Consider the following 25610-nt stretch of genomic DNA (forward strand, 5'->3'; position numbering starts at 1 on the left):
TTAGAGAAAATAGCAATCAGGGCGCTGTTTTTGATTATACCCGACAATCCATCAAGTTATTTATTTTTCAGTCCTAAGTCCTCAGCTAATTTCTTGGCTTGGCGTCCAAACACTACCCAAGTTACTGGTTGACTAGCATTAACGTAAAGCCATTTGCGGTTGTTTTCTGATAGTTCTCGATGCCGTTCAATGTAGCTTTTGATAGCATCGGTAAGGTGGCGACGAAGACGCTTGCCTTCTAGCCCAATCCTCATTAACTCCTAAAGGAGTCGTTTTTTCTTGGCAGGAATTAGTCTGGCTTCGCCATTGATAGCATCCCTCTTGCTCGCATCCGCACCGGGCGGGGAGAAAACCCCGCCAGCACTTCTATCTACTCGCCCTCCGTCAAAGCTGAATATTCCTGATGGTGCGAGTTGCTGTAAAAACTAGCAATAATCGCCACCATCAACCACCACAGCATATTAACTTCCGGTCGGTACCAAACTGTATCGACAAAACCGTGGGCCATCATGCCGGCTAAAGTTGCGATCGCCCCAATCAACCAAAACCCCTGATTCGATTTTAGATTTTGGATTTTAGATTTGGGATTTTGCGATTCCTCCTCTAAACTAGAGATGTTAAATTGTGAATCCCGCAGATGTTTGATGTGCAACAAACCTTGATTGATGGTGACAGTCATAAGCCACAGGAAACACATTAAACCGATAAAACCGGTTTCCACCGCAATTTCCAGCAGCACAGAATAAGCGCTCAAAGCAGTGAATCTCGGCTTCATGTAAAGCGGATAAACTTTATTAAAAGCAGTGTTTCCCGGGCCAATTCCGAGAATTGGCCGATCGCGAATCATGTCAATCACCGCCGTCCAAACATTAATCCGAAAATTGTTGCTGCTGTCACCGCGGCCGATAAACATACTCGAAACTCGATCGCGCAGCGGCTCCACCAAAGCCACTCCCAAAATTAACGCCCCCGCCAAACCTCCTAACCCTAACGGTAGCGCCCAATTCCGCCAGAACCGAGGCATCAAGGGGCTGTACCAGTACCAAAGCAGCACTAAAAACACCACCAGCAGAGCCACAAAACCGATCCAAGCACCCCGGCTGTCGGTGTAGCGCAAACACGCGCAATTCACCACCAGCATCGTCAGTGCTAAAAGTTTTGTTCCCCATCCTTTCCACACAAAAAGTGCGGCGGCGCTCAATGCAATGGCGGGAAGTAAATAGGAACCCAGCAAGTTTGGATTGCCCAAAAAGCTGTAAACTCGCGTGACATTGGCTTGAGTAGAAGTCGGATCGTTCCAAGTAGCTAATGGTGGCACTTTGTCAATCCACTGCCGAACGCCGTAAAAACTGACAACTAGAGCGACGTTCAAAAATACGGCAATTAACCACGATCGCCAACGGGGCGATCGCAAGATCCGCGCCATCAGCGCAAAAAACAGCAAATATAGCGTTAGCTTGCTCCAACCTGTAACAGCCGCGGCTTTCACCGGCGACATCGCTGTTGCGACAGTGGCTATGCCCCAGTACAGCAGAACCAGCAAATGAATCGGCGTGAAGGGGATCTCGCGATCGTCCGAAACAGTCAGCAGCACCCAAAATGCAGCGCTAGCCGCCATCAACACCCCCACCAAGGCATTGTTTACAAACGGCGCAAAACCGAAAGTCAAGGCCAGCAAAACAAAACCCAAGGGTTCTGCCCACTGCATCAGCCAGCTACTCTGTCGCCAACTGCGTAAAGAGCCGATCGCCAAATTGAATAAATAACTTCTACTTTGCCACTGAGATAGTGGCAAATTTGCCAGAGTTAACTGTTGCCAAACTGAATTCATTGCTATTTTAGATTTGTACTTTGTAATCGGTAATTAGTAATTGGGAATTGGTAATTGGGAATCGCTAATCGGGAATTGGTAATCGGTAATCGGGAATTGGTAATCGGGAATTGGTAATCGGGAATTGATAATTGAAAAAAGTTCAGTTATTTTTCTTCCTTCTTTCAGCAGTTACGTCCTGTAAACTGCTTCTTCCCTCTTCCTTCTTCCCTCTTCCTGACATCCGTTACATCCGTTACATCCGCCCTTGCTAATCCGTTGCCGAACTTCCTTCTTCCTTCTTCCTTCTTTAGCCTTCCAACAATTCCGTAGCATTTGTGCAGGGCAGCCAGAGCACGTAGCGATATCCAGATTCCGGGGCTCCTTGAATTGAGAGTTGGCCGCCTTGAATTTCCACCAACTGGCAGCAAAGCAGCAGCCCCAAGCGTTCCCTGGCCCCGTAACCAGCTAACACCGGTGCGGTATCCTCGGCATTCTGGGCCACCAAAGCTGCCAACTCAGAAAACGCCAGCGTTAAGCGCTGCGAACCCTGTGTCGGGAGTTGCGCTTCGAGTCGGGGGGAGTCGGTTTCGGAGTGCGATGGGGAACCGCTACCTGATCCGACCTTCAACAAGTAGTCGGTGTAGAGTTTAGCATGGGGCAAACTTTCCCCTAACCAAGGATGAAAAACCCAAACTCCGATGTTGATACCGTCTTCTTTCCGAGAAACATGGAGTCGAATCACGCTGCCTGCCCCAGCAGATTGAATAATGCTAAAAATTAAGTGGTGCAGCATTTGCTGAACCTTATCTTTATCTACCAACCAGATGCGGGGCCCGGGCCCCATCGACAAATTAATTTCTTGCTCTCGTCTACTTGCAGTCGGCGACAGGATGGTCACAACCTGCTGACACAAAGTTTCTATATTGACTGCGGTTCGCTTCAAGGTGAAAGCGGAATCATCTAGTTCTGACAGTTCCAAAATTTCTTCAACTAGCGATCGCAAAGAGCGGCTGCTGTCTTGGATTACGTCAATATATTCTTTTTGCTTGCTCGTTAAGGGGCCATAAATTTCTTGTTTCAACACGCTTGCCATACCGAGGACAGAAGTGAGCGGTGTGAGCAATTCCTGCACTAAATTATTCAGCAGTTTTACCTTAATTGAGTTAGTAGACAAATCGATAGGTTTGTTAGTCATCGCTAATTTTTATTGGTTCATTGTCGAGCGAGGGTTTGCGGTTCATTAGACCTATTCCAAAAGTCTATAACAATCTGTTTATAATTCACCAGAAAAAAACGTACTGAAGAAAAATATATATTCCTTCTTCCCTAGAAGCTCTTCCTTATCTGACTAATTAAGATTTAATCATTGCTTCTAAAGCTGATTGCAAGTCTTGAGTGAGTTCGGCAACTGCTAACCTACGGCTGGTTTGATATCGATCCCAACGATCGCCCACTGATATCGGTTCGCCCACGGTCATTTGTACCTGCTGTTTGCCCAACTTCGGTCTGCCGAAAGGATTTCCCCCTTTGATGCGAGCCAGTACGTCCCACAGCAGTAAAGTTGTTTCTGCCAAACGTTCTGCTGTCAGTTGTTCTGCGACATACCTGCCCGTGACGGACACGAAACTTTCTACAAGTCTCATGTGCCACATCCGAAGACTTGCTTCTTCAGCGAGGCGATCGGCTAATCCTCTTTCTAAGGGAGAAAGTGCTGCAATATCTTTGATATCTTCTCGATAAATATACTCCCAGCCTGCTTGTTCCAGACGGCGGCAGCGGTCTATTAAACTGCCTTTTGGCTTTAAGTTGAAATATTCTTCTCCTACTTGCAAACCCACGTCTAACAGGGCTTTCAGTCGAGCCATCATTACTTCATTACCAGAATCATTTCCCGTTTTGTTGGGGAGGGATAATGATGTTAAAATAGATGTTTTTGGCTGTATTTGTTTATGATAAAAACGGCTGTAAAACTCTTCCATTACTGCTAGTAAATGGCTGCCCAGTCGAATCAGGCGCAGATATTGGAATTTGTGATTGTGGTTTTCGGAATCGGGATTGGCGGTCTCTAAATTGACGATATCGGTGCGATCTAAGGGTGGCAGTCCGCAATCAATTTCTAATTGAGTTAAAAGTTTTTCTAGGGGTTGCCAAGGTGGGTTGACATAGCGGTATTGAATGCCGATCGGCACAATTAAAACTTTTTCAGTGCGTCCGGCTTTCAGCAAATCTTCAACGCACCAGAAACCCATTTGAGCAATTCCCGGTTCGAGGGGGCTAACTATTTCATTGTGACCGTTGGTGGCACCTTCTGGGGCGGCGGCGATCGGGAATTGGCTGTTGACAAATAAATCGCGGGCCGATCGCAATCCGACGCGATCGATCTTCCCGCGAACAATCGGAGTGCCACCGAGTTGGGAATACAACCAGCCGACTCCCGCACCAGCCCACAGAGGAATGCCACGATCGTAGATAAAGTGCGAATGTACCGGGAATTGCAGGGGAATGCCTTTAGCCCGCGCCGCCTGGGGAACGAGTTTCCAAATTAGTTGTCCCAAACAGTAGGGATCGTTTGAGTTGGGGTGGCGGAATGCTAGCAAGAAGCGAACTTTCTGATTTTGAAATTGGTGGAATAGTTCGGCGAGGGTTTCGACGTTTTCGGCTTGAATGTGGCTGATATTCGTCCGAAATCGCAGCCACCAGGGAAATATTTGCTTACAACCTTGCATCACTAGCGGGTTGTAGGCTGGGGGTAGGAATTCCAGTGGCGGCTGAACTTGGCTAATTGAATTGGGCATTTTGCGATTTTAAATTTTAAATTTTAGATTTTAGATTACTAGGTTGGGGTAAAAACTTCCAATTTTGAGAATGCTGAAGTTTTTTTGATTAACCGCAGAGGACACAGAGGACACGGAGGAAGGGAGGAGATAGCAAACCGTGTCAATTTAATGTCAAAAGTATTACCCGTCTTGGATTGAATATCATGTCCAGTCGATCGACCCCAATATTTTGGTCGGGGCCGGTTTACGGTATTTCTGGGTGATATTACAGATTCAGAGGTGAACTAGCCCTGACAAGAATTACGATTATTTTACAGGACTAAATATAAACCCATCATCTTTTTTACCCGCCTGCCATTGACAATGGGGATGCGAGGGTGTCAGAAACGCGACTAAAAACGAGATTTATGCTCAGTTTCAGCCTTCAACACAGATTTTTGCAATCCAAAATCTAAAATCTAAAATCCTATTGTGCGGCTTCAAAGATCATTTCCTGGAAGTTAATGACATCCGATCGCGGATCGCAGTGGGTGACTTTGACTTCTAGTCGATCGCCTATTGCGACCGATCGACCAAATCGCATTGCCAATTCTAAACCCAAATCTTCCAATAAAATCAATCCGAGATTGCTGTCTTCCCTCAGCCAGCGCAGCATTAAAGCTTCCCAAACTTCATCGGGGTTGCGCCGCAAATATTCCAATCCCCAATAGCGGTTAGTTTGGCGTTCGACGGTAGAGGCTTCTTTAACTGCGGTGCCGAGACACATCACAATATCCTGTATTTCTTCAGCCGTAAAAGGTAGGGGTTCGCCCCGCAGGTGGGCTTTGATTTGGAAGTGAGTCAGCAAGTCGGTATAGCGGCGGATCGGGGAAGTAACTTGAGTGTATAATTCCAAACCCAAGCCGGCGTGGCGTCCGGGGGTGAGGCCCATTTCGCTGCGGGGCATACAGCGACGCACGGCGCAAGCGCGGGCGGGGCCTGCGGGCACGGCCAGCAGTTCTTCATCGGGAGGGAGTTCGGGCTGTGGCTGATAGCGGTAGGGTATGGGCAGGCTGTGAGCTTGACCGTAGCGGGCGGCTAGTTCGCCGGCTAAAATCATCATTTCGGCTACTAGCATCCGGGCTGTGGAGTCGTCGATGACGTGGATTTTGATCTCGTCGCCGTTGACTTTGATGACGGATTCGGGCATGAAAATGCTGATTGCGCCTTGGGCTTCCCGCCATTTTTGGCGCAGTTTGGCCGCAGAGGCGATCGCTGCTATTTCCGGTTCTGCTTCGATTCCCAACTCCAGCATTTCGTCTACGTCATCGTAGGTCAAGCGGTAGGTGGGTTTTATGGTGCTGATGTGGATGCTGTAATCTTGAGCCGCGCCGATTTCGTCTAATGTGACGCTGAAGCTGAGGGCGCTGCACTCTTTGCCTTGAATTAAACTCATCGGCCCGGTTGCCAAAGCTGGGGGAAACATGGGGATCATTCCCGTGGGCAGGTAAACCGTAGTGGTGCGCTTTCTGGCTTCGAGGTCGAGTTCGTCTCCGGGGGAAAGCAAGCGGGTGGGATCGGCGATGTGTATCCACAGCCGCTGCTGGCCGTTTTCGAGGAATTCTAAGCTGAGGCCGTCGTCGATTTCGGTGGTGCTTTCGTCGTCGATCGTGTAAACCTTCAGGTGAGTTAAATCGAGACGATTTGTGTCGGAGTCGGTTGGGGGATTTTCTAGGCAGCGTTGAGCCACTTCTAATACCTTTGCGGAGAATTGTAGGGGAATTTGGCTGCGCCGCAAAAACAGGTTTTCGTGGGTGCTCCACAGGCCGAGATCGACTAGGAGCCCAAATGCTGCTTCGGGGTTTTCGGAACGTTCTAAGCTGGCTAAAGTTTCTAATGCCGGGATGCGGTGCGTTGCTTCTTCTCCGAGGGTGGCAAAGCGTTCTAAGGCGTCGAGGCGAGTTCGATCGCTATTTTCCCAATCTACATTTTCCCCTGCCAGCCGCTGTTTGACTCGATCCCAAAATCCTTGGGATTCTTGGTGTCGCTGCTGTTCTACTTCTTGCTGGTGTTTGATTTCGGCTACTTGGGCTGCCGGTCGCGGTTCGTAGCGATCGCCCTTTTGTTTGAAATACAGTTTGTCTGTTGATAGCAAACAGTAAGCCGCGTAACACTGGGCCCCACTACTCTCAGAAAATAGCAGCATTGCCAGGGATTTGGGATCTGCTGTTTCTCCGTCGCCGACTAAGAGTTCCCAAGCGACTTCCAAACTCGACGGATCTGAGTAGGCTTCTACTTCTTTGAGAAATTTGGGAATGTCGGAGGGTTTGTAAGTTTCTCCGACTACTTCGTAGGTGATTTGTTTGGGCGGTATGCTGTGCGGTTGACCGTTTTCGTCTACCACGACCCAGTTTTTCTTGCCATCGGGGCGATCGGCAACTGCCAGACGGCGGTCGCCGTGCACTCTAAATTCTACTAACGTTCCCTTCTCCACTTGCCAGCTTTATATTTGAGATTTTGGATTTTTACAGTAGCCACTTATCGAGTTTCGAGCTTGCGATTTTAGATTTTGGATATTGGCAATTTTTCTGGTCAATTGTGAAAGTTAAAATCTAAAAAGTTGTTCTTTCTTCTTGCTTTTTTTTTAACTTTTGACTTGTGATTAAGACTTGCGCTGCGGCGACTCTTAATCCTATTTCGCGATTATTTCGCTGCCTTCTTGCTGCACTCTTAATGACAGAAAGACGTTCTTTTCGCGCAAGTCTTATTCCCAGTCCAAAATCTAAAACCCAAAATCCCAAATCCTGTTAACCTTCTTGGTTTACGAAGGGCATCAAAGCTACAATTCTTGCTCTTTTGATGCTTCTGGTCAGGTCTCGCTGCTGTTTTGCCGTCAAACCGGTAATCCGGCGGGGCAAAATTTTACCGCGTTCTGTGACGTATTTTTTGAGCAAATCGACATCTTTGTAGTCGATCGGGTCTCCTGGTTTGATGGGCGAAACGCGCCGGCGAAAGTAAGTCATGGTTTGTTGTTTGTTGACTGTTGACTGTTGACTGTTGTCTGTTGACTGTTGACTGTTGTCTGTTGTCTGTGACTGTTGACCAATAACAACTGACTACTGACAACTGACTACTGACTAATCACTACTTGATCTCTTTGTGGGCAGTGTGACTGTTGCAGTGGGGGCAGAACTTTTTGAGTTCCAGCCGGGCCGTCGTGTTGCGACGGTTCTTGGTGGTGGTGTACCGAGACACGCCTTTTGAGCGTTTGCTTACGTTTGTACGGCACTCAGTACACTCTAGAGTAATTATGATGCGGACGCCTTTAGCCATAATTCTAAATAAATTTCGACTAATTTAAACACAATTTATTATCTTCTCACATTGCTCTGCACTTGGTCAAGCAATCTTCTAACTTTGATGTCGAGGGAGTAGCCACGGCGGGTTCCAACGACGATCGTCCCGCCGATGCGATCGTGGAAAGCTTGGGGAAACCTTTCGGCGGAGGTGAGGGCAACGCTACAGTCGATCGCCAGGGGCAGCATCAGCAGCAAGACGGCGGCGTTGGTAGATGTGAGCCCACCTATACCTGCGAAGGCTAAGGCGGCGCAAAAGCCCAGCAATGCCTCGCGCTTGCACAGTTCTTGCACTCCGGGAGTCCGTTGGAATCTGGTATCGGCAATTTTCATGTCCAAGGCCCAGCGCCCGAGACTTTGACCTTGGTTTTTCCTGACGATGGCTACGCGCATGATCAGCCACAGTAGGACAAAAAATATGATTTGGACGATCGCATTATTGCCCAGAAGCAAACTGGGCAGCCAAACTGCGATTCCGTCGATGCAGAGGGCCGCGGCGCGGCGGCCGACTGATACTTTGGGAAGGAGGGGCAATAAATCGGAACTCATAGGCAAAAAGGTCGATCGCCAACTAGCTACTTTTTGATCTTAAGCTCTCGATTAATGGATCGGCATCAATGGCGTGTAACTCAACTTCCAAGCCAACCGCTAATTATTCAAGCAGAAAATGGATTTTCGCCGATTCCCAACTGCTTTTTCGACTTTTCCACCTGTTCCCACAGTGTTTGGATCTGAGTAAATGCCTGTTCCACAGAGATTTTACCGTTAGATGTCAAGGAACTGATGTAACCCACTCGCTGAGAAAACTCTTGTAAATTCGCATTAAATACCAAATTCTCTGGCTTTACTTCACCGTAATAACGATTTTGAGGATATAAAAAATTTGAATTTGCTACCATTGCTTTAACCTCGCATGAAAAGTTGTTTCCTGAACTAATCAATAATATTATAAACCGCGAACACCTGCTAAAGTTGTGCCGTAAGTAGCAGAAATCATGTGACAGTGGGCGAACTTTTTTGTGATGGCAATTACACGGACTGATCGGGGCAACAAAAACCTCAGTGATTTCACCTGTACAACTTACGCAGGCGGGGTCAACAACCAGGTTTCTGCCTTAAGGCTTATAACTTAGGATGTGGCGTCCAAACCAGGTTTTTGTTAGTCCAGGACTGAGTTATTGAAATAAGTGACAAAAACCCCTGAAATGGATAATATTATTGCAGACATAAATAGTTAGAGTTTTAATAGGAATCTGCGTAATGTCTCCCAATGCGCTATCGCCCCGTCCCAAACCCCGGCTGAGGCAATTTTTAATTAGACTTGCCATTGCCGTAATTGCTGCTGTTATCGCCTTCAACCTTCCTCACTCCTTAATTCCAGTGTTTAAAGAATCCGTATCCCAAGCAACGCCGGCACCAGAAATCCAGAACTTGCTCGCCGGCAAGCGCAAAATTGTGATAGTGGGCGACAGCATCACCGAGGCTGCGAAATACCCCGGAGGTTACGTTTGGCTGCTGGAACGCTATCTGAATGCCGTTTATCCCGATCGCAAAATCGAAATCGTCAACGCCGGGATCGGCGGTAACAAATCGACTGATATGCAAGCGCGCTTCCAGAAAGATGCGGTCGACCAAAAGCCAGGTTTAGTGATGATTAATGTCGGAGTCAACGACGTTTGGAACGCTTTCTTCGACTTCCCAAACAATCAGTTTTATCCGGAAGGCAACTGGTCCGCGGGAGTGCAAGTGGCAGAATATCGGGAGAAAATAACTCAAATGGTGCTGACCGCAAAAGCCGCAGGAATTCGAGTTGTACTGCTTTCTCCTACTCTGATAGGGGAAAGTATCGACGGCCCAGAAAATCGCAGGTTGCAACAGTATGTTGCCGCGATGCGAGAAATTGCGTTAGAGAATCAGTGCTTGTTTATTGATTTGAATACGCCTTTTCGGGAAGTTATCGGCACGTATCAAAAGCACGCGGGCAAGACTCTGAATTTGTTGGCTGCAGATGGAGTACACCCAAATCAATCGGGATATCGGATTATGGCTTTTACTATTTTGCGAGGTTTGGGAGTACCCGCAAATGATATTGAGAATTTAGAAGTCAAAAAGTGAATCTTTGAATTTAGTTAACAGTTGACTGTTGGCTGTTAATTGAAAGTATCCAGGGTACAAGCCCCCTGATTTATCTCTGGGGGAAATTATTCAAATCTCAAATCTCAAATCATTCAATTGGCGGATGATACCGTTTCAACCAACAGCTACCGATAATCACTAACGCCACCACTACAATAATTTCCGTCCAAAAAAACGAAAGGAAATCGCTTGCCGTTCCCACCGGAGGCACCCCTGGTTGAGCATTGCGAATAGCGGGAAAAGCAAACAGCATCACACCAGTCCAACTCAGCATTCCCACTTCCGGCAACTTGCCGGATTTCATCACTTTTAATGCTAGCAAAAGCGCCATAGTTGACAGCACCCACATGATGACAATAATCACTAAGGCAAAGAATTTCACCGGGATGGAGCGAGTTGCAGAAACATCGATATAAATAAATATAGACGAATTCTCTTCCATCGGTTTATAACTGATGTCGAAACCGGGAACGTCGGCATGAAAATTAAACTCCAGCGGCACGGGATTCAGTTCAAATGGAGCAAATTTTTTACCAATCGAAGGCAGCGGGTCAATCGAAATAGCTACTTTAGCAATGTGCCTATCAAAGGGGTAATTGTTAATTTTTCCTTTGACTAAGTTAAACTTCAATGCAGGGACAATCATCGGTTTGCCTTCTTTAAAGGTAATTTCCGAATCCTGTACATTTGCGCCGTTAACTGTCATTAACAAGTCTTGAGCCGGGTAGGTTGGCCCTTTTTTATAGATACCTTTGAGTTCAAACTGCAAGCGGGCTTCTAATTCATTTTTAATGGGATCAACGGCAATTACTGTCATTTTGACATCAACCAAGCCTTTAGACGCTACAGCGCTTTCGGGAGAGGGCTTGTAAGGCTCTTGGGCGTTAGCATTGTGAGAGTAAATAGATAAGATGATTGCAAAAGATACGACGATACTGCCAATTAAAATAAGTATTTTTTTGAGATTAAGTTTCTTGACAGTTTGCATTTATTATGGATATTTTATGTTTTGATTTGTTGTTAGTATTTCCCGCAGTCTCCGCAGTCCGTCAGCCAGGGGTTTAAACCCCTGGCTCATAGCTAAAGTCGGTTAAAACCGACTAAAGAAACTCGATCGATAATAAATGTTGGTTTTAGTCCTCTTTTAGAGGACTTTCGCTGTGAGCCGGGGGTTGAAAACCCCCGGCGGGCTGTGGCGAGCGGCGCCAGAACCAGGCGAGTCAGCGCGCTAGTGCGAACCTGTAGGAAGCAATACATTTGGTGTGAAACTTCCGTGCAAACCGTAGGGAATGTGCTGTTTTAAATGCAAGCGCGCTAGGGGCCCTTTGGTGATGTCGCGAGCATCTAAAATCACTAAGGTCGATCGATGATTAGCTGCATCATACATTAAAACCAGCAGCCAGCCGTCATCCTCAGCAACAGCATCGGGACGGAGAACAAACACCGGTTCCCCCGCAAAACCGCGCGGCGCCGCACTCCAAATTTGCCTTTCTCCCGTCACGAAATCCATTTTGAGGATAGCTTGCAAAGGAGCATTTCCCGTGGGAGCATCAGCAGCACCGATGTAAAGATATCGGTAAGGTTGTCCGACATTATTCGGATGCAAAGTTGGAAACTCGCAGCACCTAGTTTCAACAACTTGATGCTGCACCGTGTTGTCTTGCAAATTTAACTTAAACCGCCACAATTCGCCCGCTGGAACGCTGTCAAAATCAATCTCGCGAAAATCGCCGTCCGCTTCTACAGTTGGAAATGATTCGTAGCAAACTGAATCTACAAAAACTTGGCCTTCTTCTTCCCATGCGTTGCAGTGGTGGAAGACAAAACAAGGTTCAGTTTCTAATATCTTCACCTCGTCAGTGCCGTTGCGGGGAATTAAAATTGCTTGCGTTGGCTTGTTTGGGGAAAATTGAATGCACTGGGATGCACTCCGAAATCCTAACACGAAAAGCAGCGGATTGAAGCTGACGGGATTTTGGAAGAATATACAGTAATTCGGGGTAATTACCATGTCGTGCAGGAAGGCAAAACCCGGTATTGCATGGGCGTGACGCTGCAAAAGTTTGCCGCTTTCGTCGAATTCGTAAATCGTGATGGTACTCGACAAGCCGGGCTTGACAGAAAAGTTTACTAATCTGTCTCCTTTGCCATTTTTCCCTTTTTCAATTCTGGGGTGGGCTGCGAAAGCTTCACCGGGTTGTAAAATGCCGTCTAGGGTGTCTAAGCCGAGTGTTTCTAGGGTGCGGGGGTCGAGTCTGTAGGGCTGTGCTGCTTCCCAAAGTGCTAGCAGTTTGTCGCCCCAATAAATGATGTTGGTGTTGGCAATGTTTTTGATTTTGACATCAAAGATGTTGGCAAGCCAGCCCCCCGGTTTCTGTGTGCCGAAAACGCCTCGGTGGAGGATTTTTCCGGCTTTTTGTTCGGCGAGATAGCCTTCTGTGTGTATGAATCGGTTGCGGAAATGGGCGCGGCCTTCGGATATTGCGATCGCACAAATCATCCCGTCGCCGTCAAACGGGTGGTGGATGCGCTGGCCGTTGACATCCAATAATCCGGGCCCGTTGCGAAAGAATGTGCCTTGCAAGCCGGCGGGGATTTCGCCTTCTATGTCGTCAATCCAGTAGTCGAATTCGTTGGGTTGGGATTCGTAGCCGCGCTGCCAGTCTGTGCGATCGTATGATGGGTTGGGGGCGGCTGTTTGAGGTGGGGAAACTTGTAAGTTTGGCATTGGTGTTAGGGGAGCGAATTTTTTAACCGCAGAGAGCACAGAGGGCGCAGAGAGAAGGAAATTCGGAGAATGGGGAAACACAGTTAAATTCATCCGTGTATCCGTGTCAAAATCCGTGTGTGCCTGCCTTTATTTGCTGTCTGCGGTGCGGCTTTGTGACCTTACTGTCGGTACTAAGTCGGGAAAGTATTCGGGCATGAAATGCTGTCCGCCTGGTTTGGAACTGCCCATTTCTGGTTCTAATACGGGAAGAGACTTTTGATTGTTTGGATCGCCGCTTTCTGTACTATCAGCGGGCAACCAATTTAAGAACGGTAGTGGCAGAAGTGTGGACAGGTTTGTGATGACAATTAGCAGCCAGAGGTTATCGAAATTGCGATCGGTAATTCCTAGCAAGTGGGTCAAAAGTGCACCGCCTTCGTGGGAAATAAGTCCTGCTAAGTTGGTGACTGACATCAACACGGCAAATAAAGTTGCTTCAACACCTCGGGGACACAATCGTGCGGAGAGTACCAGCACCGGCATATAAGCAATTTGTCCGATTACTGTCAGGATCAGGCTGTCTCCGATGCTGAACCATTGATCGTCAATTCCTAAAGCTCGGTTCGCATGAGTTACTAATAATAAAGTAGTCATGCCCAAAGCAGTCGCAATGACCGTTGACCAGCCAAAAATTACTCGAAATGGAACTGTTTTGAGGAAGCGCTGAAACAGCCAGATCCCGGCGAGGGCTGCAATGCTGGTAACGAGGCGCACTCGTCCGAGAAATTCTGGTTGAAAGCCTAATTCGTTAGTGGTGAAAAAGAAGAAGGCGGAGTCTGAGCTTGGGGTGGATTGCCAGAGAAAGAGAAAGGCGGTGGGCAGCCAAATAGTTTTTTGGGTAACAGCTTGCCGCAGTTGTTTTAGTTGGTCTTTGACCGTTTCAAAGTCGGTTCTTTTGTTGGTTGTTTCTTCGGCAATTAACCAAGCTGTTGCTGATACAATTAGCGGGAAAGATGCGGTGATTAAAAATATTGTGTGGGTGCTGAAGTGTTGCAGCAGGGAACCGCTGAGGTAGGCGGTAATTAGTCCGCCGAGGGCTGCAGCGCCCCAAGATAAGGACTGCAGGGAACCTGCGTCGGTAACGGATTCTTTTCTGGCCCTTTCGACTACCAGGGAGTCGGCGATTACGTCGCTGACGGCGAGGGAGAGGGAACTCAGGGCGATCGCGCCTGTAGCGGCAAGCGGCGTGTGTACAATTGTTGCGAGGCTCACCCATGCTGACGTTCCCAGTAGCCCGGAGAGGACGATGTAAGGGCGTCTGCGGTAGCCGAATATCGGCAAGCCGTCCGACATGAAGCCGAACACGGGTTTGATAATCCAAGGTAGGGCGACGACGCCCAGCATTGCCGAGACTTCTGCCGGACTCATGCCGAGTTCGTCTTTGAGGAAGAAGCTGACGGCTAAGCGGGCTAGTCCGAGGATGCCTTGGACGAAGTAAATCAGTAAGATGGCTATGAGTTCGGGGGTTGGCTCATTCCCAAAGAATACTTTTTCTTTTAAAGATTCTTTGAGTTTGCTGACGCCGGAGGGGGAAACGAGCATTTGAGCAATATTTCTTAATGAATCTCAATATTTATAACACATTCTTAATGAGTTGCGGGAACTGTCGGAGGTGGGATGCCGGAATGACGGGGATCTGGCAGGTATTATAAAATTGTAATTAGCTCGAATTAAAGGATTGGTGGTAGCAATGAAAGCAGAAAGTAAAATTGTCTTTCTGGCAGCGGCTTGGATTTTAGGAATAGGGGCTAATTTAGCCTCAGCAATACCTGTTGCTAACCAGCAAGGTGATTATCCGGTGCCACCTGCGAGACAGCGGGGGAACAGACAGGTAAATTGGGTGGTTGTTGACTCAGATTCTCAAGGGTTGAATTGTCGGATGGCTCAGAAATTTCGATCAATTTCTGTAGACGGTTTGGATGCGCCTGCTGAGTTGTTTGAAAGAAATAAACACAAGATTTCACAGTGGGCTGTGGTGACTGCGTTTCGGCGGGGACAGCGCTTGCAAGCGGTGACAGGAAATAATGCCAATCAAATTATGATTGCTGACTCTCAGGGCAAACCTTGGCTGCCGGTTTCAACGGATAAGGGTAATTGTTTTGTGCGGGCTAACAGCCGTTTTATTAAACCGATTCGGGAAAATCCTACTACTTTGAAACCGTTAGAATAAGGCAGAATGGAAACAGGGAAAACAAACCTTAGATTATACAATCTATATGCAAACCGCGAGCAATTCTCAAACCCTGACAATCCAACTGTCTCCTGAAGACAGCGAAAGGCTTTTAGCAGAAGCGAAACGTCGTCAACTTGATGCCCACAGCCTAGCTGAGATACTGCTGCATGAAAGCTTAACTGAGCTAAAGCCTGTTGCTGGTGCCGATATTGAATCTCTGGAAAAATTGTACAGCTTCCGGGGGAAAACAGAAATATTGCAGTTTCTGGAAAAATATCAGTTTTTGATTCCCGTATTGCTGGAAGCACCAGACAAAATTTTCAATTACTTCCCCGGTAAAAAGTTGGGCCTTGAAGTTGACGCAGACTCGGAATTTATTAACTCCGCGCAGCTATTTCTGGATATTATTATTGATGGTGACGCCGATGAAATCATAGACGAGGCACTTGACAAAGAAGAAAAATTGTCAGAGGATTGGTATTTACCTCTGCCGTATGAGGTGCGGAGAGTTTTTAGTTGTGGCGTGCGCTAATAATGACTTTTGACTGGTCGCAGTACCTGAATCTAGCAAAAGAATTTATCGGTCAACCGACTCCTCCTGCAAATCAAGAAGCCAAAATGCGTTCGGCTATCAGTCGGGCATATTATGCAGCTTTTATCAGTGCTAGAAATTACTTGCAGGAAACAGAAGGGCATTCTATTCCGAAAACGGCAGATGCTCACAAGTATGTTCTGCAGCAGTTCAAACAGAGTTCTGAGGCCGAGCGTCAAAATATAGGGAGGAACTTGGAAAAGTTGAGAAGGGATCGAAACGAAGCAGATTATAACAATAGTGTACCCGAACTGTTCAAGATTAGCAAAATAGCAGTCAAGGGATCGCAGCGGGTAATCTCTCAGTTAAGCAACCTATAAACAGTCAACTTTTAAGCCGGATCGAGTCACTGTTCCGACAATTATTTTATTAATTTCAGCGGGTGGCAAATTGGGATTAGCCTACTTCGTTTACCATCTAAAATTGATAGGTCATGTGGGGAAGATGTTCCTATTTTATTTATGGCTGCCCTATGATTATCGATCCTGAAAATGTCCCGGAAATTACGGGTTCCAAGTACCCTCAGCAATTCAAATCTGCTGTTGCGGGGAGAGTTAAAAAACGATTGGGCGATGCTGCCGGATTGCAGAATTTTGGGGTAAATTTGGTGAGACTTGCGCCGGGAAGTTGTTCTTCTCTCAGGCATTGGCACACCCGGCAAGATGAGTTAATCTATGTTCTGGAAGGGGAAGTTACTCTGATTACAAATTCGGGAGAGGAAGTGCTAAAACCGGGTATGGCGGCGGGTTTTCCGGCGGGGGATGCAGATGGGCATCATTTAGTCAACCGCAGCAATGCAGAAGTTGTTTATCTGGAAATTGGCGATCGCACTCCGGGAGATAGTGCCGAATATCCCGATGACGATCTAATTGCGAAAGCTAACGGGAATAGTTGGATTTTTACTCGCAAAAATGGCGAGGTTTATGAGAGTTGAAAATTTATGAGTCAAGTGAATCTTTGGACTTCGGCGGAACACGCTTTGTGGTATCTTGCTAAAGCTGATGGAATTCCTCACCGCACTGAAGGTGAAGCGGTTTTGTTGGAGGAAGTGCCGAAAAATGTTAAGCGAATTCTGGATGTGGGCACGGGAGACGGGCGGTTGCTGGGTCTGCTTAAGTGCGATCGACCAAATGTTGAATGTGTGGCGATCGACTTTTCGCCGACAATGCTGGAAAAAGCCAGAATTCGCTTTGCGGATGACCCCAATGTCACGGTAATCGAGCACAATTTGGATGAATCGCTGCCGGATTTAGGCAAGTTTGATGCGGTTGTTTCTAGTTTTGCGATTCATCACGTAATAGACGATCGCAAACGTTCGCTTTACGCGGAGATTTTCGAGCTTTTGGAACCCGGAGGCATTTTTTGCAACTTGGAACACGTAGCGTCAGCAACTCCCGCTTTACACCGGAAATTTCGAGAGGCGCTGGGTATTAGCAACGAGCCCGACGATCCGTCTAATAAATTGCTCGATGTGGAAACGCAACTGCGCTGGTTTAGAGAAATTGGTTTTACAGATGCAGACTGTTATTGGAAGTGGCGGGAACTCGCTTTATTAGTTGGGGTAAAAGCTGACTCATAGTAGTAAGTTGCGAATTGCACACCCTACTTAATGGCGAAATCTAGCGCTCGTGGTTGGATTTTTAGGCATAAAAACGGCGAAATTTATGAGGATTAAAAAATAATGAGTCAAGTCAATCTTTGGACTTCTGCGGAACACGCTTTGTCGTATCTTGCTAAGGCTGATAGCGTTCCTCAACGCACTGAAGGTGAAGCGGTACTTTTGGGGGAAGTGCCGAAAACGGTCAAGCGAATTCTAGATGTGGGTACGGGAGACGGACGTTTGTTGGGTTTGCTAAAGTGCGATCGCCCAAATGTTGAATGTGTGGCGATCGATTTTTCACCTACAATGTTGGAAAAAGTTAGAACTCGTTTTGCTGAGGACAAAAATGTTACAGTAATCGAGCACAATTTCGACGACTCGCTGCCGGATTTGGGCAAGTTTGATGCAGTTGTTTCTAGTTTGGCAATTCACCACGTAGAAGACGATCGCAAACGTTCCCTTTACACCGAAATTTTCGAGCTTTTGGAACCCGGAGGCATTTTTTGCAATTTCGAGCACGTAGCGTCCGCAACAGAGGCTTTGCATCAGAAATTTCTAGAGGCGGTCGGTATGGGCGATCGACCAGACGATCCCTCTAATAAATTGCTTGATGTCGAAACGCAACTGCGCTGGTTTAGAGAAATTGGTTTTATCGATGCAGACTGTTATTGGAAGTGGCGGGAACTCGCTTTATTAGTTGGGGTGAAACCAGTTTAGCTGCGGATCAGGACACGGCAGTTCCGTGTCCTTTTAAAATTGGAAACAGTCAATCAAAGTCGATACTAGCCGTGTCTAATAACGAACCTGCGCCACACTTGCACCTCCTTTCTAGCTTTGAAGCGGGATGGGATGGTTTGAATCTCATCTACGAGCTAGAACCTGCTGACGAAATGCCGGAAAGTGATTTAGGTCAGCACTTTATCATGATTGCTCAGAATGATTTTCGGGCTAGTTTTATGTTTAATGGAAGTTGGCAGCACGTAGATTATGCCAATGGTGATATTGCTATTATTCCTGCTACTCAAACTTTTCCTAGAACATTAGTCGATCGCGAAGTTCCATTAATTGAGTTATTTCTCGAACCTGCAATGCTTGCCCGCGCTGCTTTTGAATCTGTGGATGCCGATCGCATTGAGTTAGTGCCACAATTGCAGCTACGCGACCCATTAATTCAGCATATGGGGCTAGCTTTGAAGGAAGAACTAGCAGCCGGAGGTGCAGACAGCCGCCTCTATGCAGAGTCAATGGCAACAGCGCTTTCTGTGCATTTGCTGAGGCGCTACTGTTCCTTTCAAAAGGAGATTAAAAACTATACGGGCGGATTGTGCAAGTATCAGCTCAGGCAAGTATTCAATTACATTGACGAACATTTAGACCAGAATTTAAGTTTGGAAAAACTCAGTAGTGCCGTGCAGATAAGTCCGCATTATTTTGCTAGTTTATTCAAGCAATCTACAAAAGTTACACCTCATCAATATGTGATGAAATGCCGAATAGAGAGAGCAAAGCAGTTGCTCCAGCGCCGGGAGTTAACACTTGTAGAAATCTGTCACCAAGTCGGCTTTCAAAATCAAAGTCATTTCACCAGAGTTTTTCGCCAATACGCCAACACTACGCCAAAGGCATATAGAGATGCGCTTTGAAGGTTGGGAAGATTAGGACATTTTTGGGAAGATTGGGCAAGACAGCCGCAAAGTGCGAGCGCTAAATTTAGTACCTACCGACAATTTCTTTTAAGAAGTAACCAAGGATGAAAGGTACTAAATTTGCTTTTGAAGGATGGAGCATCGTTGGTTTGTCTGCCCTGATAGTTGGCATTATGCTTGCTGTTATCTGGCTGATTCACGGTGTTGATGAACAAGGGATGCGGATGGCGATTCGAGCAACTGCTCGTACTTCGTGTATCTTATTTCTCAGTGCTTTTGTTGCTTCTGCACTTCGCAGGCTTTGGCCAACTACATTTACACAGTGGCTCTTAAAAAATCGCCGCTATTTGGGGGTATCGATGGCAGTGTCGCATACGTATCACGCGATCGCGTGGAGCGGCTTGTGGTTTGCAACCTCTGGAGCATCGCCTAAGTTTGACCCTCTGGGGATCTTAGGCTATGTCTTCCTTTTTGCGATGACTGTAACATCTTTTGAGCGATCGGCAGCATGGATAGGTAAACGAGCCTGGAGAATTCTGCACAACGCTGGAATGCACTATTTCTGGCTGGCTTTTACCTTTGAATTCACTACCAAGATTGTCAAGTCAATGCTCGTATATTTACCTTTGACAGTGTTGCTAGTTGCAGCAATTATGATTCGCCTAGTTTCTCCTAGAATACAGAGAAAATTAGTTAGTTAGGACTTACACACTCCAACCAAAGAAACCGGGTTTTTTACCTAATCGGGGGGCTATAACAAAGTATTTTCGTAAAAAACCCGGTTTCTCGGCTCCGATTCGTAAGTCCTAATTAAATTAAATCCGGTACTTTAGGTTTAATTCGGCGCTCGTACCAGTTCATTAACGGGGTGGAAGTAATGCCGTGCAGAATCACAGAAAGTACGATGGTTGTAAAGGTAATCCAGGCAATTTTTTCGGCTGTTTCGCCTTTCAAACCCTGGCTGAAAGCATAGGTAAGATAATAGATAGAACCGACGCCACGAATGCCGAACCAACCGCACAGCCAGCGGCTGGCGGGATGCAAAGGACTGCCGATCGTACTAATCCAAGCTCCCACAGGCCGGATTAAAAAAATTAACAATCCTGCTACTAAGAGGGAGTATCCTCCATAAGCCAACATAGGCTCTAGGCGCAAAAGCGAACCTAATAGTAAAATAGTTCCTACTTCCATTAACTTTTCAATGCGCTCGGTAAAGTGCAGTTGGGAAAGCGGCTTTTCTGGCTTTCGGTAACTCCGCTGCACGACAATTCCTGCTACAAAAACTGCGAGAAATCCGTAGCCGTTGACTACTTCTGTAAGAGAATATGTGATCAGAATTGTGCTGAGAGCAATGAAATCTTCCATTAATTCATCGGCCGGTTGATAGCGTTGGAGTCGGCGATCGATCCAGGTGACGGCTTTAGCTACTAAAATACCCATAACGATACCTGCTGCGATCGCCCAAATCAAGTCAACTGCTACCCACTGGGAAAACCAGTTCGGCCAATTGTTATCTTTTAGCGCATAAATGCCGAAATAAACAAAGGGAAAAGCTAAAGCATCGTTTAAACCGCCTTCTGATGTTAAACCAAAGCGCAATTCATCGCGATCGTCTAGATTAGCCAACTGAACTTCTGAGGCTAAAACTGGATCTGTGGGAGCGAGAATTGCTCCCAGTAAAATCGCTGGACCCCAATCTAATTTCACACACCAATGACCCACGGCTGCCACCGCAAAAATAGAAATTGGCATTAAAAAACCGATCAGCCGGGCTGTGGAATTCCAAGCCCAAAATTGCAGCGGGCGGTTCATTTTTAAGCCACAACTAAACAGAGAAACAATAACTACAAATTCTGTAAGTCTTTCTATAAATTGAGCTTCGGGACGCAAGTTAATCAGCTTGGAGCCGTAGGGTCCCAATCCGATACCGACAACTAGATAAATTAAGGCATAAGATACAGGCAATCGCGAAATCCATCCGGAACCCAAGGTGACGCTCAGCAGGAGGATGCCAATAGCTAGCAAGTCGAGAATGTAAATATCCACCATAGCGATCGCACTTTTAATCAGGTTTACCAAGTGCGATTTTGACAGGTAAAAGCTTCGGGCGCATCCACCATCAGCTAGAGCCTCCTATCCTCCGAAAGTTGCAGTTGTTATGCTAAATGACTAACAACTAACAACTGACTACTGACCACTAAGAACTAACAACTGACTACTGACTTTTTTCGGTAGCAATGATGTGCAAATCTACGTGTTTGAGCGATCGCACTAACTGTTGAGTCAAAGAACCCCGCAGTAGCAATTTCCAGCGGGATTGCTGGCTTTCGCCGATCACAATTTGAGTAATGCGATACTGTTTCGCTACATCGGAAATTGCTTTTGCTATATTCGGACTCTCCACCCGCAGAAATTGCCCGTTAAATTCTTGACAAAGCTTCTGGCAGGTTTCAACGTGCAAGCTTTCGGCTTTTGTTAAAAATCGATCTGGATTATCGACAAAAAGAGCGTAAAATGGGGCATTCATGTAGCTAGAAATTCTCCCACCCCGTCGCAGCAGTTGCAAGGAGTTCGGATAAGTCGAGAGGCATACTAATACTCGTTCGTGAATGTTGCAATGTTGACCTTTTAAAGTTGCTGCCTCGTCTTCAACATTGTCTGCTACTTCTCGCAGGGCGAGTTCTCGCAAAGCAATTAAATGACGGCGCTGGAAAAAATTTTCTAAAGATTGTTCAATTTTTTCGGGAGCATAAATTTTGCCTTCTAGCAACCTTTCTTCTAAAGTTTCCGGCGTGACATCGACAACGACTATTTCGTCAGCATCTTCGAGGACGCGATCGGGTACTCGCTCTCGGACTACAACTCCGGTAATTCGAGCTACTAAATCGTTGAGACTTTCTATGTGCTGAATGTTTAGCGTCGAGAAAACATCAATCCCAGCATTCAGAATTTCTTCTACGTCTTGATATCGCTTTTCTAGGAGAGAACCGGGAATATTTGTATGAGCAAGTTCGTCTATTAATGCTAATTGGGGGCGGCGTGCTATGACAGCTTCAGTATCCATTTCTGTGAGAATTTTTTCGCCCCGTAGCATTTGTTTTCTGGGTACTATTTCGAGTCCTTCCCCTTTAGCTGCTGTCTCTTTCCGTCCGTGAGTTTCTAATAGTCCAACGGCCACATCAATACCTTCAGATTTGAGCCTGTGACCTTCTTCCAGCATTCGGAAAGTTTTGCCAACACCGGGGGCCATACCGATAAATATTTTGTGCTTTCCCCGGCGGGGCGTACGATCGTAAGTGCGGTTCGGTTGGGCGTAAACCGCGTCTGGATTGTTGGTAAGTTCGCTAGAGTGAATCATAGCTGAGTAGTGGGTAGTTAGTCAATCTCCAGTCATGCGTCAGTTTATGACCGATGACTGGCGACTGTTGTAAACTATTGTAAACGATCGAGAGCCAGATTCAGTTTGAGGACGTTAACCCCCGGTTCGCCGAAAATGCCGAGAAATCTGCCGTCTGTATTTTTGGATACCAACATTTCTACTTGATTGAGATTGAGCGATCGCACCGTTGCTATCCGCTGAGTTTGCGATCGAGCTGCCTCTACGCTAATGTGCGGATCGAGGCTAGAACCAGAGGTGTAGACTAAATCAGCAGTCGGTTTGATACCAGCTTTGTTGAGGCGGTCTAATTCAACTTGCACCCCTTGGAAACCATCTTTTTCATTACCTCGCTTCAGCAAATCCGAGTTGCTGGGAGCCAGGTTGCTAGCTCCCGAAACACCTGTTCTTTGACTGAAATTTTCTCCCTTTGTGGGATCGTAATTTTCGGTCGCAAAGCTGCTGTAATTTGTGGTACTGGGGCGGCTCCAAAAATATTTATCCGAGCTGAAAGGTTGACCTATTAACGAGGAACCGACTACAACTCCCTGCGGGCGAATTAAGCTTCCGTTTGCCTGCGAATTGAAGGCAATTTGGCCGATTACTAGCACGATCAAGGGATAAATAATTGCGGTGATTCCCCACAAAACTAAAGTCACGCGAATTGCTCGAATTAATTCTCTCATAAATTACCTCACTTAACTAATTGTTTGTTGATGACAACCCAATAAGCTTGGGTTAAAACTATTTATTCCTCGGAGATCCCCTAAATCCCCCTTCTTAAGGGGGACTTGGAGTAAGTTCTTTTCCCCACCTTTTTAAGGGGGCGCCAGGGAGATCGAGCTTAACTGAACCGTATTACTACATACTTGACCTAAAATCTTTCCGGCTGAAAAATCACGACAAACAAATAAACTGCGAGTCCGACAATCACCAAACCCAAAAGACTTAAACCCCACGCAGCTTTTTTAGTCAAACCTTCGTCCGCAGCCGCATAAACAGCCGGGGCAATTATTAAGTTAAAGCACATTACCAGAAATAGCTGCACCGGGATTGGGTGGCGCTGCCAAAGCATTTGTGCTAACTTAACGGTTTCTTGAAAATCCTTGGGCAAAACATGATTCAGCAAATCGTTCCGTTTCATAATTACTCCTATTTTTTCATTAAATTGCTTGATAAATTGCAGCAACTATCTTGTAATTAATCTTCCTCTTGTCGCTCTCCCTTGTATCCCTTAAATCTGTTAAAGCGGTTACACAATCCGCTGCCGAACCTCTATGCTAACCCAACGGCAGTAATCAAAACATCAATAATTTTGATGGCAATAAACGGCGCAACTGCCCCGCCCAATCCGTAGATTAAAATGTTCCGCTGCAACAGTTGATTGGCACTCAATGGTCGAAATTTAACCCCGGTTAATGCTAGCGGAATCAAAGCGGGAATAATCAAAGCATTGTAAACTAATGCAGACAAAACCGCCGACTGACCACTGGCTAAACCCATGATATTTAAAGCGCCAACAGGGGCAAATATTGCGGGAATAATTGCAAAATATTTGGCAATGTCGTTGGCTAGGGAAAATGTGGTCAGCGCGCCGCGAGTAATCAGCAATTGTTTGCCAATTGTCACTAAATCAATTAGTTTGGTGGGGTCAGAATCTAAGTCCACCATGTTTGCAGCTTCTTTCGCGGCTTGGGTTCCCGAATTCATCGCGAGTCCTACGTTTGCTTGCGCTAGTGCGGGTGCGTCGTTGGTTCCGTCTCCCGTCATTGCTACTAATTTGCCTTCTGCTTGTTGCTTGCGAATTACGTCGATTTTGTCCTCTGGAGTTGCTTCGGCAATGAAGTCGTCAACGCCTGCTTCATCGGCAATTACTGATGCTGTAATCCGGTTGTCTCCGGTAAGCATAATGGTGCGAATTCCCATTTTTCGCAGTTGGTCAAATCGATCGCGAATCCCCGGTTTGATGACATCTTTTAAATAGATAATGCCGTAGGTGTCGTCGCCTTGACAAACGCCTAAAGGTGTGCCTCCCAAGCGCGAAACCCGCTCGTAAGCTTCATCGAGATCGGGGCCGAAATTGCCGCCGCGCGATCGCACAAAACCCTTCACCGCATCCACCGCGCCCTTGCGAACCTCCGTACCATTGGGCAAATCCGTACCAGACATCCGGGTTTTTGCCGAAAAATCAATTCCTTCGGCTCCTTGAGCGTTTTGGCGATCGAAATCCACCTGTGCGCCCAAATTCTGAGCCAAACGGACGATCGACTTTCCCTCTGGAGTATCGTCAAACACGCTCGCAGTGAGTGCTACCTGCGCCACTTCTTGCAGTGAATGACCGTTGACCGGAATAAACTCCTCGGCTAAACGATTACCCAACGTGATCGTCCCCGTTTTGTCCAAAATCAGCGTATTCACGTCACCGCAAGCCTCCACGGCGCGTCCAGAGGTCGCTATCACGTTAAACTGAGCAACGCGATCCATCCCCGCAATGCCGATCGCGCTCAGCAAACCCCCAATGGTTGTTGGAATTAGCGCCACCAGCAGCGAAATCAGCGTCACCACGCCCACGGGAGTTTTCACGTAAGTTCCCACGGGCGGAATCGTTGACACCACAATCAAAAACACCAGCGTCAACACGGCCAGCAGCACCGTCAGCGCGATCTCGTTGGGCGTTTTCGACCTTTCAGCGCCCTCCACCAGCGCGATCATCCTATCCAAAAACCCCTTACCCGGGTCGGCCATCACCCGCAGCGTCAATTCGTCGGAAAGGATGCGCGTCCCGCCGGTAACGGAACTGGCGATGTCCGAACCCGGTTCCTTGAGCACTGGCGCGGATTCGCCGGTGATCGCAGATTCGTCTACAGATGCGACGCCTGCAATCACTTCGCCGTCGGAAGGAATGACATCGCCTGCGATCACTATAATTTGGTCGCCGCGTCTCAGGGATGTCGAACTAACTTCTTGAATTGAACCGTCTGGTAGGAGTTTGCGGGCTGTTGTGTCGGCTTTGGTCGATCGCAGCGCATCTGCTTGCGCTTTGCCGCGCCCTTCTGCTACCGCTTCGGCAAAATTAGCAAATACCAAAGTGAAGAACAAAATAAACGTGACTAAACCGTTGAAAACTCTCTGATTTTCGCCGGCAACCGGGCCGAACAGCGTCGGGTCGATCGTTAATAATGCAGTCACAATTGTGCCAACCCACACCACAAACATCACCGGATTTTTCAGCATCACCCGCGGGTTTAACTTCACAAAAGCTTCTTTAAAAGCTCTTTGATAAAGGCCTTTAGTATTTGCTTTCGGCGTGTGCTTGCGAGACTCGCGAGAGCCTCTAGCAGGTTTTTTTGGGGAATCTGGAGTAGGGGAAGAGGTCATGTCGATTGGGGATT

At 47.0% G+C, this 25610-nt stretch carries 26 protein-coding genes; 9 read left to right on the plus strand and 17 right to left on the minus strand.

Annotated features, from left to right (window positions below; all coding sequences use genetic code 11):
* Positions 1 to 56: 56 nt before the first annotated feature.
* From QUA70_RS17940 to QUA70_RS17980, 9 genes are all read right to left on the minus strand, one after another.
* The gene (locus tag QUA70_RS17940; RefSeq protein ID WP_333334461.1) at positions 57 to 254 is read right to left on the minus strand and encodes a hypothetical protein; all 198 of its coding nucleotides are present in this window, start codon (positions 252 to 254) and stop codon (positions 57 to 59) included.
* 116 nt (positions 255 to 370) lie between these two features.
* Positions 371 to 1831: an IctB family putative bicarbonate transporter gene (locus tag QUA70_RS17945; RefSeq protein WP_333349038.1), complete on the minus strand. Its 1461-nt coding sequence runs from the start codon at positions 1829 to 1831 to the stop codon at positions 371 to 373.
* Between the two features lie 289 nt (positions 1832 to 2120).
* Positions 2121 to 3008, minus strand: coding sequence for a histidine kinase dimerization/phospho-acceptor domain-containing protein (locus QUA70_RS17950; protein WP_333349036.1), 888 nt, complete (start codon positions 3006 to 3008; stop codon positions 2121 to 2123).
* Positions 3009 to 3165: 157 nt separating this feature from the next.
* Positions 3166 to 4608: a 1-acyl-sn-glycerol-3-phosphate acyltransferase gene (locus QUA70_RS17955; RefSeq protein ID WP_333349034.1), complete on the minus strand. Its 1443-nt coding sequence runs from the start codon at positions 4606 to 4608 to the stop codon at positions 3166 to 3168.
* A gap of 448 nt (positions 4609 to 5056) precedes the next feature.
* Positions 5057 to 7063, minus strand: coding sequence for a ribonuclease R family protein (locus QUA70_RS17960; RefSeq protein WP_333349032.1), 2007 nt, complete (start codon positions 7061 to 7063; stop codon positions 5057 to 5059).
* 313 nt (positions 7064 to 7376) lie between these two features.
* Complete coding sequence (gene rpsR, locus QUA70_RS17965) at positions 7377 to 7592, minus strand: 30S ribosomal protein S18 (RefSeq protein ID WP_006631377.1); 216 nt, start codon at positions 7590 to 7592, stop codon at positions 7377 to 7379.
* Positions 7593 to 7713: 121 nt separating this feature from the next.
* Positions 7714 to 7902 (minus strand): 50S ribosomal protein L33, encoded by a 189-nt coding sequence (rpmG, locus tag QUA70_RS17970; protein ID WP_006631376.1) that lies wholly within the window; start codon positions 7900 to 7902, stop codon positions 7714 to 7716.
* Positions 7903 to 7940: 38 nt separating this feature from the next.
* Positions 7941 to 8474 carry an RDD family protein gene (locus tag QUA70_RS17975; protein WP_333349030.1) on the minus strand — a complete coding sequence of 178 codons (534 nt, stop codon included), beginning with the start codon at positions 8472 to 8474 and terminating at the stop codon, positions 7941 to 7943.
* A 107-nt stretch (positions 8475 to 8581) separates the two neighbouring features.
* On the minus strand, positions 8582 to 8824 hold the full coding sequence (locus tag QUA70_RS17980; protein WP_190658612.1) for a DUF7219 family protein: 243 nt from the start codon (positions 8822 to 8824) through the stop codon (positions 8582 to 8584).
* Between the two features lie 361 nt (positions 8825 to 9185).
* Here QUA70_RS17980 and QUA70_RS17985 point away from each other — a divergent pair, with 361 nt between their 5' ends.
* On the plus strand, positions 9186 to 10040 hold the full coding sequence (locus QUA70_RS17985; RefSeq protein ID WP_333349028.1) for an SGNH/GDSL hydrolase family protein: 855 nt from the start codon (positions 9186 to 9188) through the stop codon (positions 10038 to 10040).
* Positions 10041 to 10149: 109 nt separating this feature from the next.
* Here the strand turns inward: QUA70_RS17985 and QUA70_RS17990 are convergent, their stop codons facing one another.
* The 3 genes from QUA70_RS17990 to QUA70_RS18000 form a co-directional block, all read right to left on the minus strand.
* Positions 10150 to 11049: a DUF4436 family protein gene (locus QUA70_RS17990; RefSeq protein ID WP_333349026.1), complete on the minus strand. Its 900-nt coding sequence runs from the start codon at positions 11047 to 11049 to the stop codon at positions 10150 to 10152.
* Between the two features lie 240 nt (positions 11050 to 11289).
* Positions 11290 to 12789: a carotenoid oxygenase family protein gene (locus QUA70_RS17995; protein WP_333349024.1), complete on the minus strand. Its 1500-nt coding sequence runs from the start codon at positions 12787 to 12789 to the stop codon at positions 11290 to 11292.
* Between the two features lie 129 nt (positions 12790 to 12918).
* Positions 12919 to 14373, minus strand: a complete 1455-nt coding sequence (locus QUA70_RS18000; protein ID WP_333349022.1) for a folate/biopterin family MFS transporter — start codon at positions 14371 to 14373, stop codon at positions 12919 to 12921.
* 148 nt (positions 14374 to 14521) lie between these two features.
* On the opposite strand from QUA70_RS18000, the gene QUA70_RS18005 reads away from it, so the two are divergent.
* The 8 genes from QUA70_RS18005 to QUA70_RS18040 all read left to right on the plus strand — a co-directional run bounded on the left by QUA70_RS18005 (position 14522) and on the right by QUA70_RS18040 (position 19543).
* Positions 14522 to 15001 (plus strand): hypothetical protein, encoded by a 480-nt coding sequence (locus tag QUA70_RS18005; protein ID WP_333349020.1) that lies wholly within the window; start codon positions 14522 to 14524, stop codon positions 14999 to 15001.
* Between the two features lie 46 nt (positions 15002 to 15047).
* Positions 15048 to 15536, plus strand: a complete 489-nt coding sequence (locus QUA70_RS18010; protein ID WP_333349018.1) for a hypothetical protein — start codon at positions 15048 to 15050, stop codon at positions 15534 to 15536.
* Positions 15537 to 15538: 2 nt separating this feature from the next.
* Positions 15539 to 15916, plus strand: coding sequence for a HEPN domain-containing protein (locus QUA70_RS18015; RefSeq protein WP_333349016.1), 378 nt, complete (start codon positions 15539 to 15541; stop codon positions 15914 to 15916).
* Positions 15917 to 16068: 152 nt separating this feature from the next.
* Positions 16069 to 16530 (plus strand): cupin domain-containing protein, encoded by a 462-nt coding sequence (locus QUA70_RS18020; RefSeq protein WP_333349014.1) that lies wholly within the window; start codon positions 16069 to 16071, stop codon positions 16528 to 16530.
* 6 nt (positions 16531 to 16536) lie between these two features.
* Positions 16537 to 17175: a class I SAM-dependent methyltransferase gene (locus QUA70_RS18025; protein WP_333349012.1), complete on the plus strand. Its 639-nt coding sequence runs from the start codon at positions 16537 to 16539 to the stop codon at positions 17173 to 17175.
* Positions 17176 to 17277: 102 nt separating this feature from the next.
* Positions 17278 to 17913, plus strand: a complete 636-nt coding sequence (locus QUA70_RS18030) for a class I SAM-dependent methyltransferase (RefSeq protein ID WP_333349010.1) — start codon at positions 17278 to 17280, stop codon at positions 17911 to 17913.
* Positions 17914 to 17984: 71 nt separating this feature from the next.
* Positions 17985 to 18839 carry an AraC family transcriptional regulator gene (locus QUA70_RS18035; protein ID WP_333334489.1) on the plus strand — a complete coding sequence of 285 codons (855 nt, stop codon included), beginning with the start codon at positions 17985 to 17987 and terminating at the stop codon, positions 18837 to 18839.
* Positions 18840 to 18946: 107 nt separating this feature from the next.
* Positions 18947 to 19543 carry a ferric reductase-like transmembrane domain-containing protein gene (locus tag QUA70_RS18040; protein WP_333334490.1) on the plus strand — a complete coding sequence of 199 codons (597 nt, stop codon included), beginning with the start codon at positions 18947 to 18949 and terminating at the stop codon, positions 19541 to 19543.
* 109 nt (positions 19544 to 19652) lie between these two features.
* Here the strand turns inward: QUA70_RS18040 and QUA70_RS18045 are convergent, their stop codons facing one another.
* The 5 genes from QUA70_RS18045 to kdpB all read right to left on the minus strand — a co-directional run bounded on the left by QUA70_RS18045 (position 19653) and on the right by kdpB (position 25596).
* Positions 19653 to 20921, minus strand: coding sequence for a sodium:proton antiporter (locus QUA70_RS18045; protein WP_333334491.1), 1269 nt, complete (start codon positions 20919 to 20921; stop codon positions 19653 to 19655).
* Between the two features lie 136 nt (positions 20922 to 21057).
* Positions 21058 to 22200 carry a sensor histidine kinase KdpD gene (locus QUA70_RS18050; protein ID WP_333334492.1) on the minus strand — a complete coding sequence of 381 codons (1143 nt, stop codon included), beginning with the start codon at positions 22198 to 22200 and terminating at the stop codon, positions 21058 to 21060.
* 74 nt (positions 22201 to 22274) lie between these two features.
* Positions 22275 to 22904 (minus strand): K(+)-transporting ATPase subunit C, encoded by a 630-nt coding sequence (gene kdpC, locus QUA70_RS18055; protein WP_333349008.1) that lies wholly within the window; start codon positions 22902 to 22904, stop codon positions 22275 to 22277.
* A 188-nt stretch (positions 22905 to 23092) separates the two neighbouring features.
* Positions 23093 to 23362 (minus strand): K(+)-transporting ATPase subunit F, encoded by a 270-nt coding sequence (gene kdpF, locus QUA70_RS18060; protein WP_333349006.1) that lies wholly within the window; start codon positions 23360 to 23362, stop codon positions 23093 to 23095.
* 131 nt (positions 23363 to 23493) lie between these two features.
* On the minus strand, positions 23494 to 25596 hold the full coding sequence (kdpB, locus tag QUA70_RS18065) for a potassium-transporting ATPase subunit KdpB (protein ID WP_333349004.1): 2103 nt from the start codon (positions 25594 to 25596) through the stop codon (positions 23494 to 23496).
* Positions 25597 to 25610 lie beyond the last annotated feature (14 nt).

Source organism: Microcoleus sp. LAD1_D5, from assembly GCF_036702115.1.
GTDB lineage: Bacteria > Cyanobacteriota > Cyanobacteriia > Cyanobacteriales > Microcoleaceae > Microcoleus.

Coding starts and splice junctions, on each gene's coding strand:
- kdpF (WP_333349006.1), bottom strand. CDS start 23,362: ATGAAACGGAACGATTTGCTGAATCATGTTTTGCCCAAGGATTTTCAA.
- rpsR (WP_006631377.1), bottom strand. CDS start 7,592: ATGACTTACTTTCGCCGGCGCGTTTCGCCCATCAAACCAGGAGACCCG.
- QUA70_RS18025 (WP_333349012.1), top strand. CDS start 16,537: ATGAGTCAAGTGAATCTTTGGACTTCGGCGGAACACGCTTTGTGGTAT.
- QUA70_RS17950 (WP_333349036.1), bottom strand. CDS start 3,008: ATGACTAACAAACCTATCGATTTGTCTACTAACTCAATTAAGGTAAAA.
- QUA70_RS18000 (WP_333349022.1), bottom strand. CDS start 14,373: ATGCTCGTTTCCCCCTCCGGCGTCAGCAAACTCAAAGAATCTTTAAAA.
- QUA70_RS17995 (WP_333349024.1), bottom strand. CDS start 12,789: ATGCCAAACTTACAAGTTTCCCCACCTCAAACAGCCGCCCCCAACCCA.
- QUA70_RS17990 (WP_333349026.1), bottom strand. CDS start 11,049: ATGCAAACTGTCAAGAAACTTAATCTCAAAAAAATACTTATTTTAATT.
- QUA70_RS18050 (WP_333334492.1), bottom strand. CDS start 22,200: ATGATTCACTCTAGCGAACTTACCAACAATCCAGACGCGGTTTACGCC.
- QUA70_RS17940 (WP_333334461.1), bottom strand. CDS start 254: ATGAGGATTGGGCTAGAAGGCAAGCGTCTTCGTCGCCACCTTACCGAT.
- QUA70_RS18015 (WP_333349016.1), top strand. CDS start 15,539: ATGACTTTTGACTGGTCGCAGTACCTGAATCTAGCAAAAGAATTTATC.
- kdpB (WP_333349004.1), bottom strand. CDS start 25,596: ATGACCTCTTCCCCTACTCCAGATTCCCCAAAAAAACCTGCTAGAGGC.
- rpmG (WP_006631376.1), bottom strand. CDS start 7,902: ATGGCTAAAGGCGTCCGCATCATAATTACTCTAGAGTGTACTGAGTGC.
- QUA70_RS17955 (WP_333349034.1), bottom strand. CDS start 4,608: ATGCCCAATTCAATTAGCCAAGTTCAGCCGCCACTGGAATTCCTACCC.
- QUA70_RS18030 (WP_333349010.1), top strand. CDS start 17,278: ATGAGTCAAGTCAATCTTTGGACTTCTGCGGAACACGCTTTGTCGTAT.
- QUA70_RS17945 (WP_333349038.1), bottom strand. CDS start 1,831: ATGAATTCAGTTTGGCAACAGTTAACTCTGGCAAATTTGCCACTATCT.
- QUA70_RS18005 (WP_333349020.1), top strand. CDS start 14,522: ATGAAAGCAGAAAGTAAAATTGTCTTTCTGGCAGCGGCTTGGATTTTA.
- kdpC (WP_333349008.1), bottom strand. CDS start 22,904: ATGAGAGAATTAATTCGAGCAATTCGCGTGACTTTAGTTTTGTGGGGA.
- QUA70_RS18040 (WP_333334490.1), top strand. CDS start 18,947: ATGAAAGGTACTAAATTTGCTTTTGAAGGATGGAGCATCGTTGGTTTG.
- QUA70_RS17985 (WP_333349028.1), top strand. CDS start 9,186: ATGTCTCCCAATGCGCTATCGCCCCGTCCCAAACCCCGGCTGAGGCAA.
- QUA70_RS18010 (WP_333349018.1), top strand. CDS start 15,048: ATGCAAACCGCGAGCAATTCTCAAACCCTGACAATCCAACTGTCTCCT.
- QUA70_RS17975 (WP_333349030.1), bottom strand. CDS start 8,474: ATGAGTTCCGATTTATTGCCCCTCCTTCCCAAAGTATCAGTCGGCCGC.
- QUA70_RS18020 (WP_333349014.1), top strand. CDS start 16,069: ATGATTATCGATCCTGAAAATGTCCCGGAAATTACGGGTTCCAAGTAC.
- QUA70_RS17980 (WP_190658612.1), bottom strand. CDS start 8,824: ATGGTAGCAAATTCAAATTTTTTATATCCTCAAAATCGTTATTACGGT.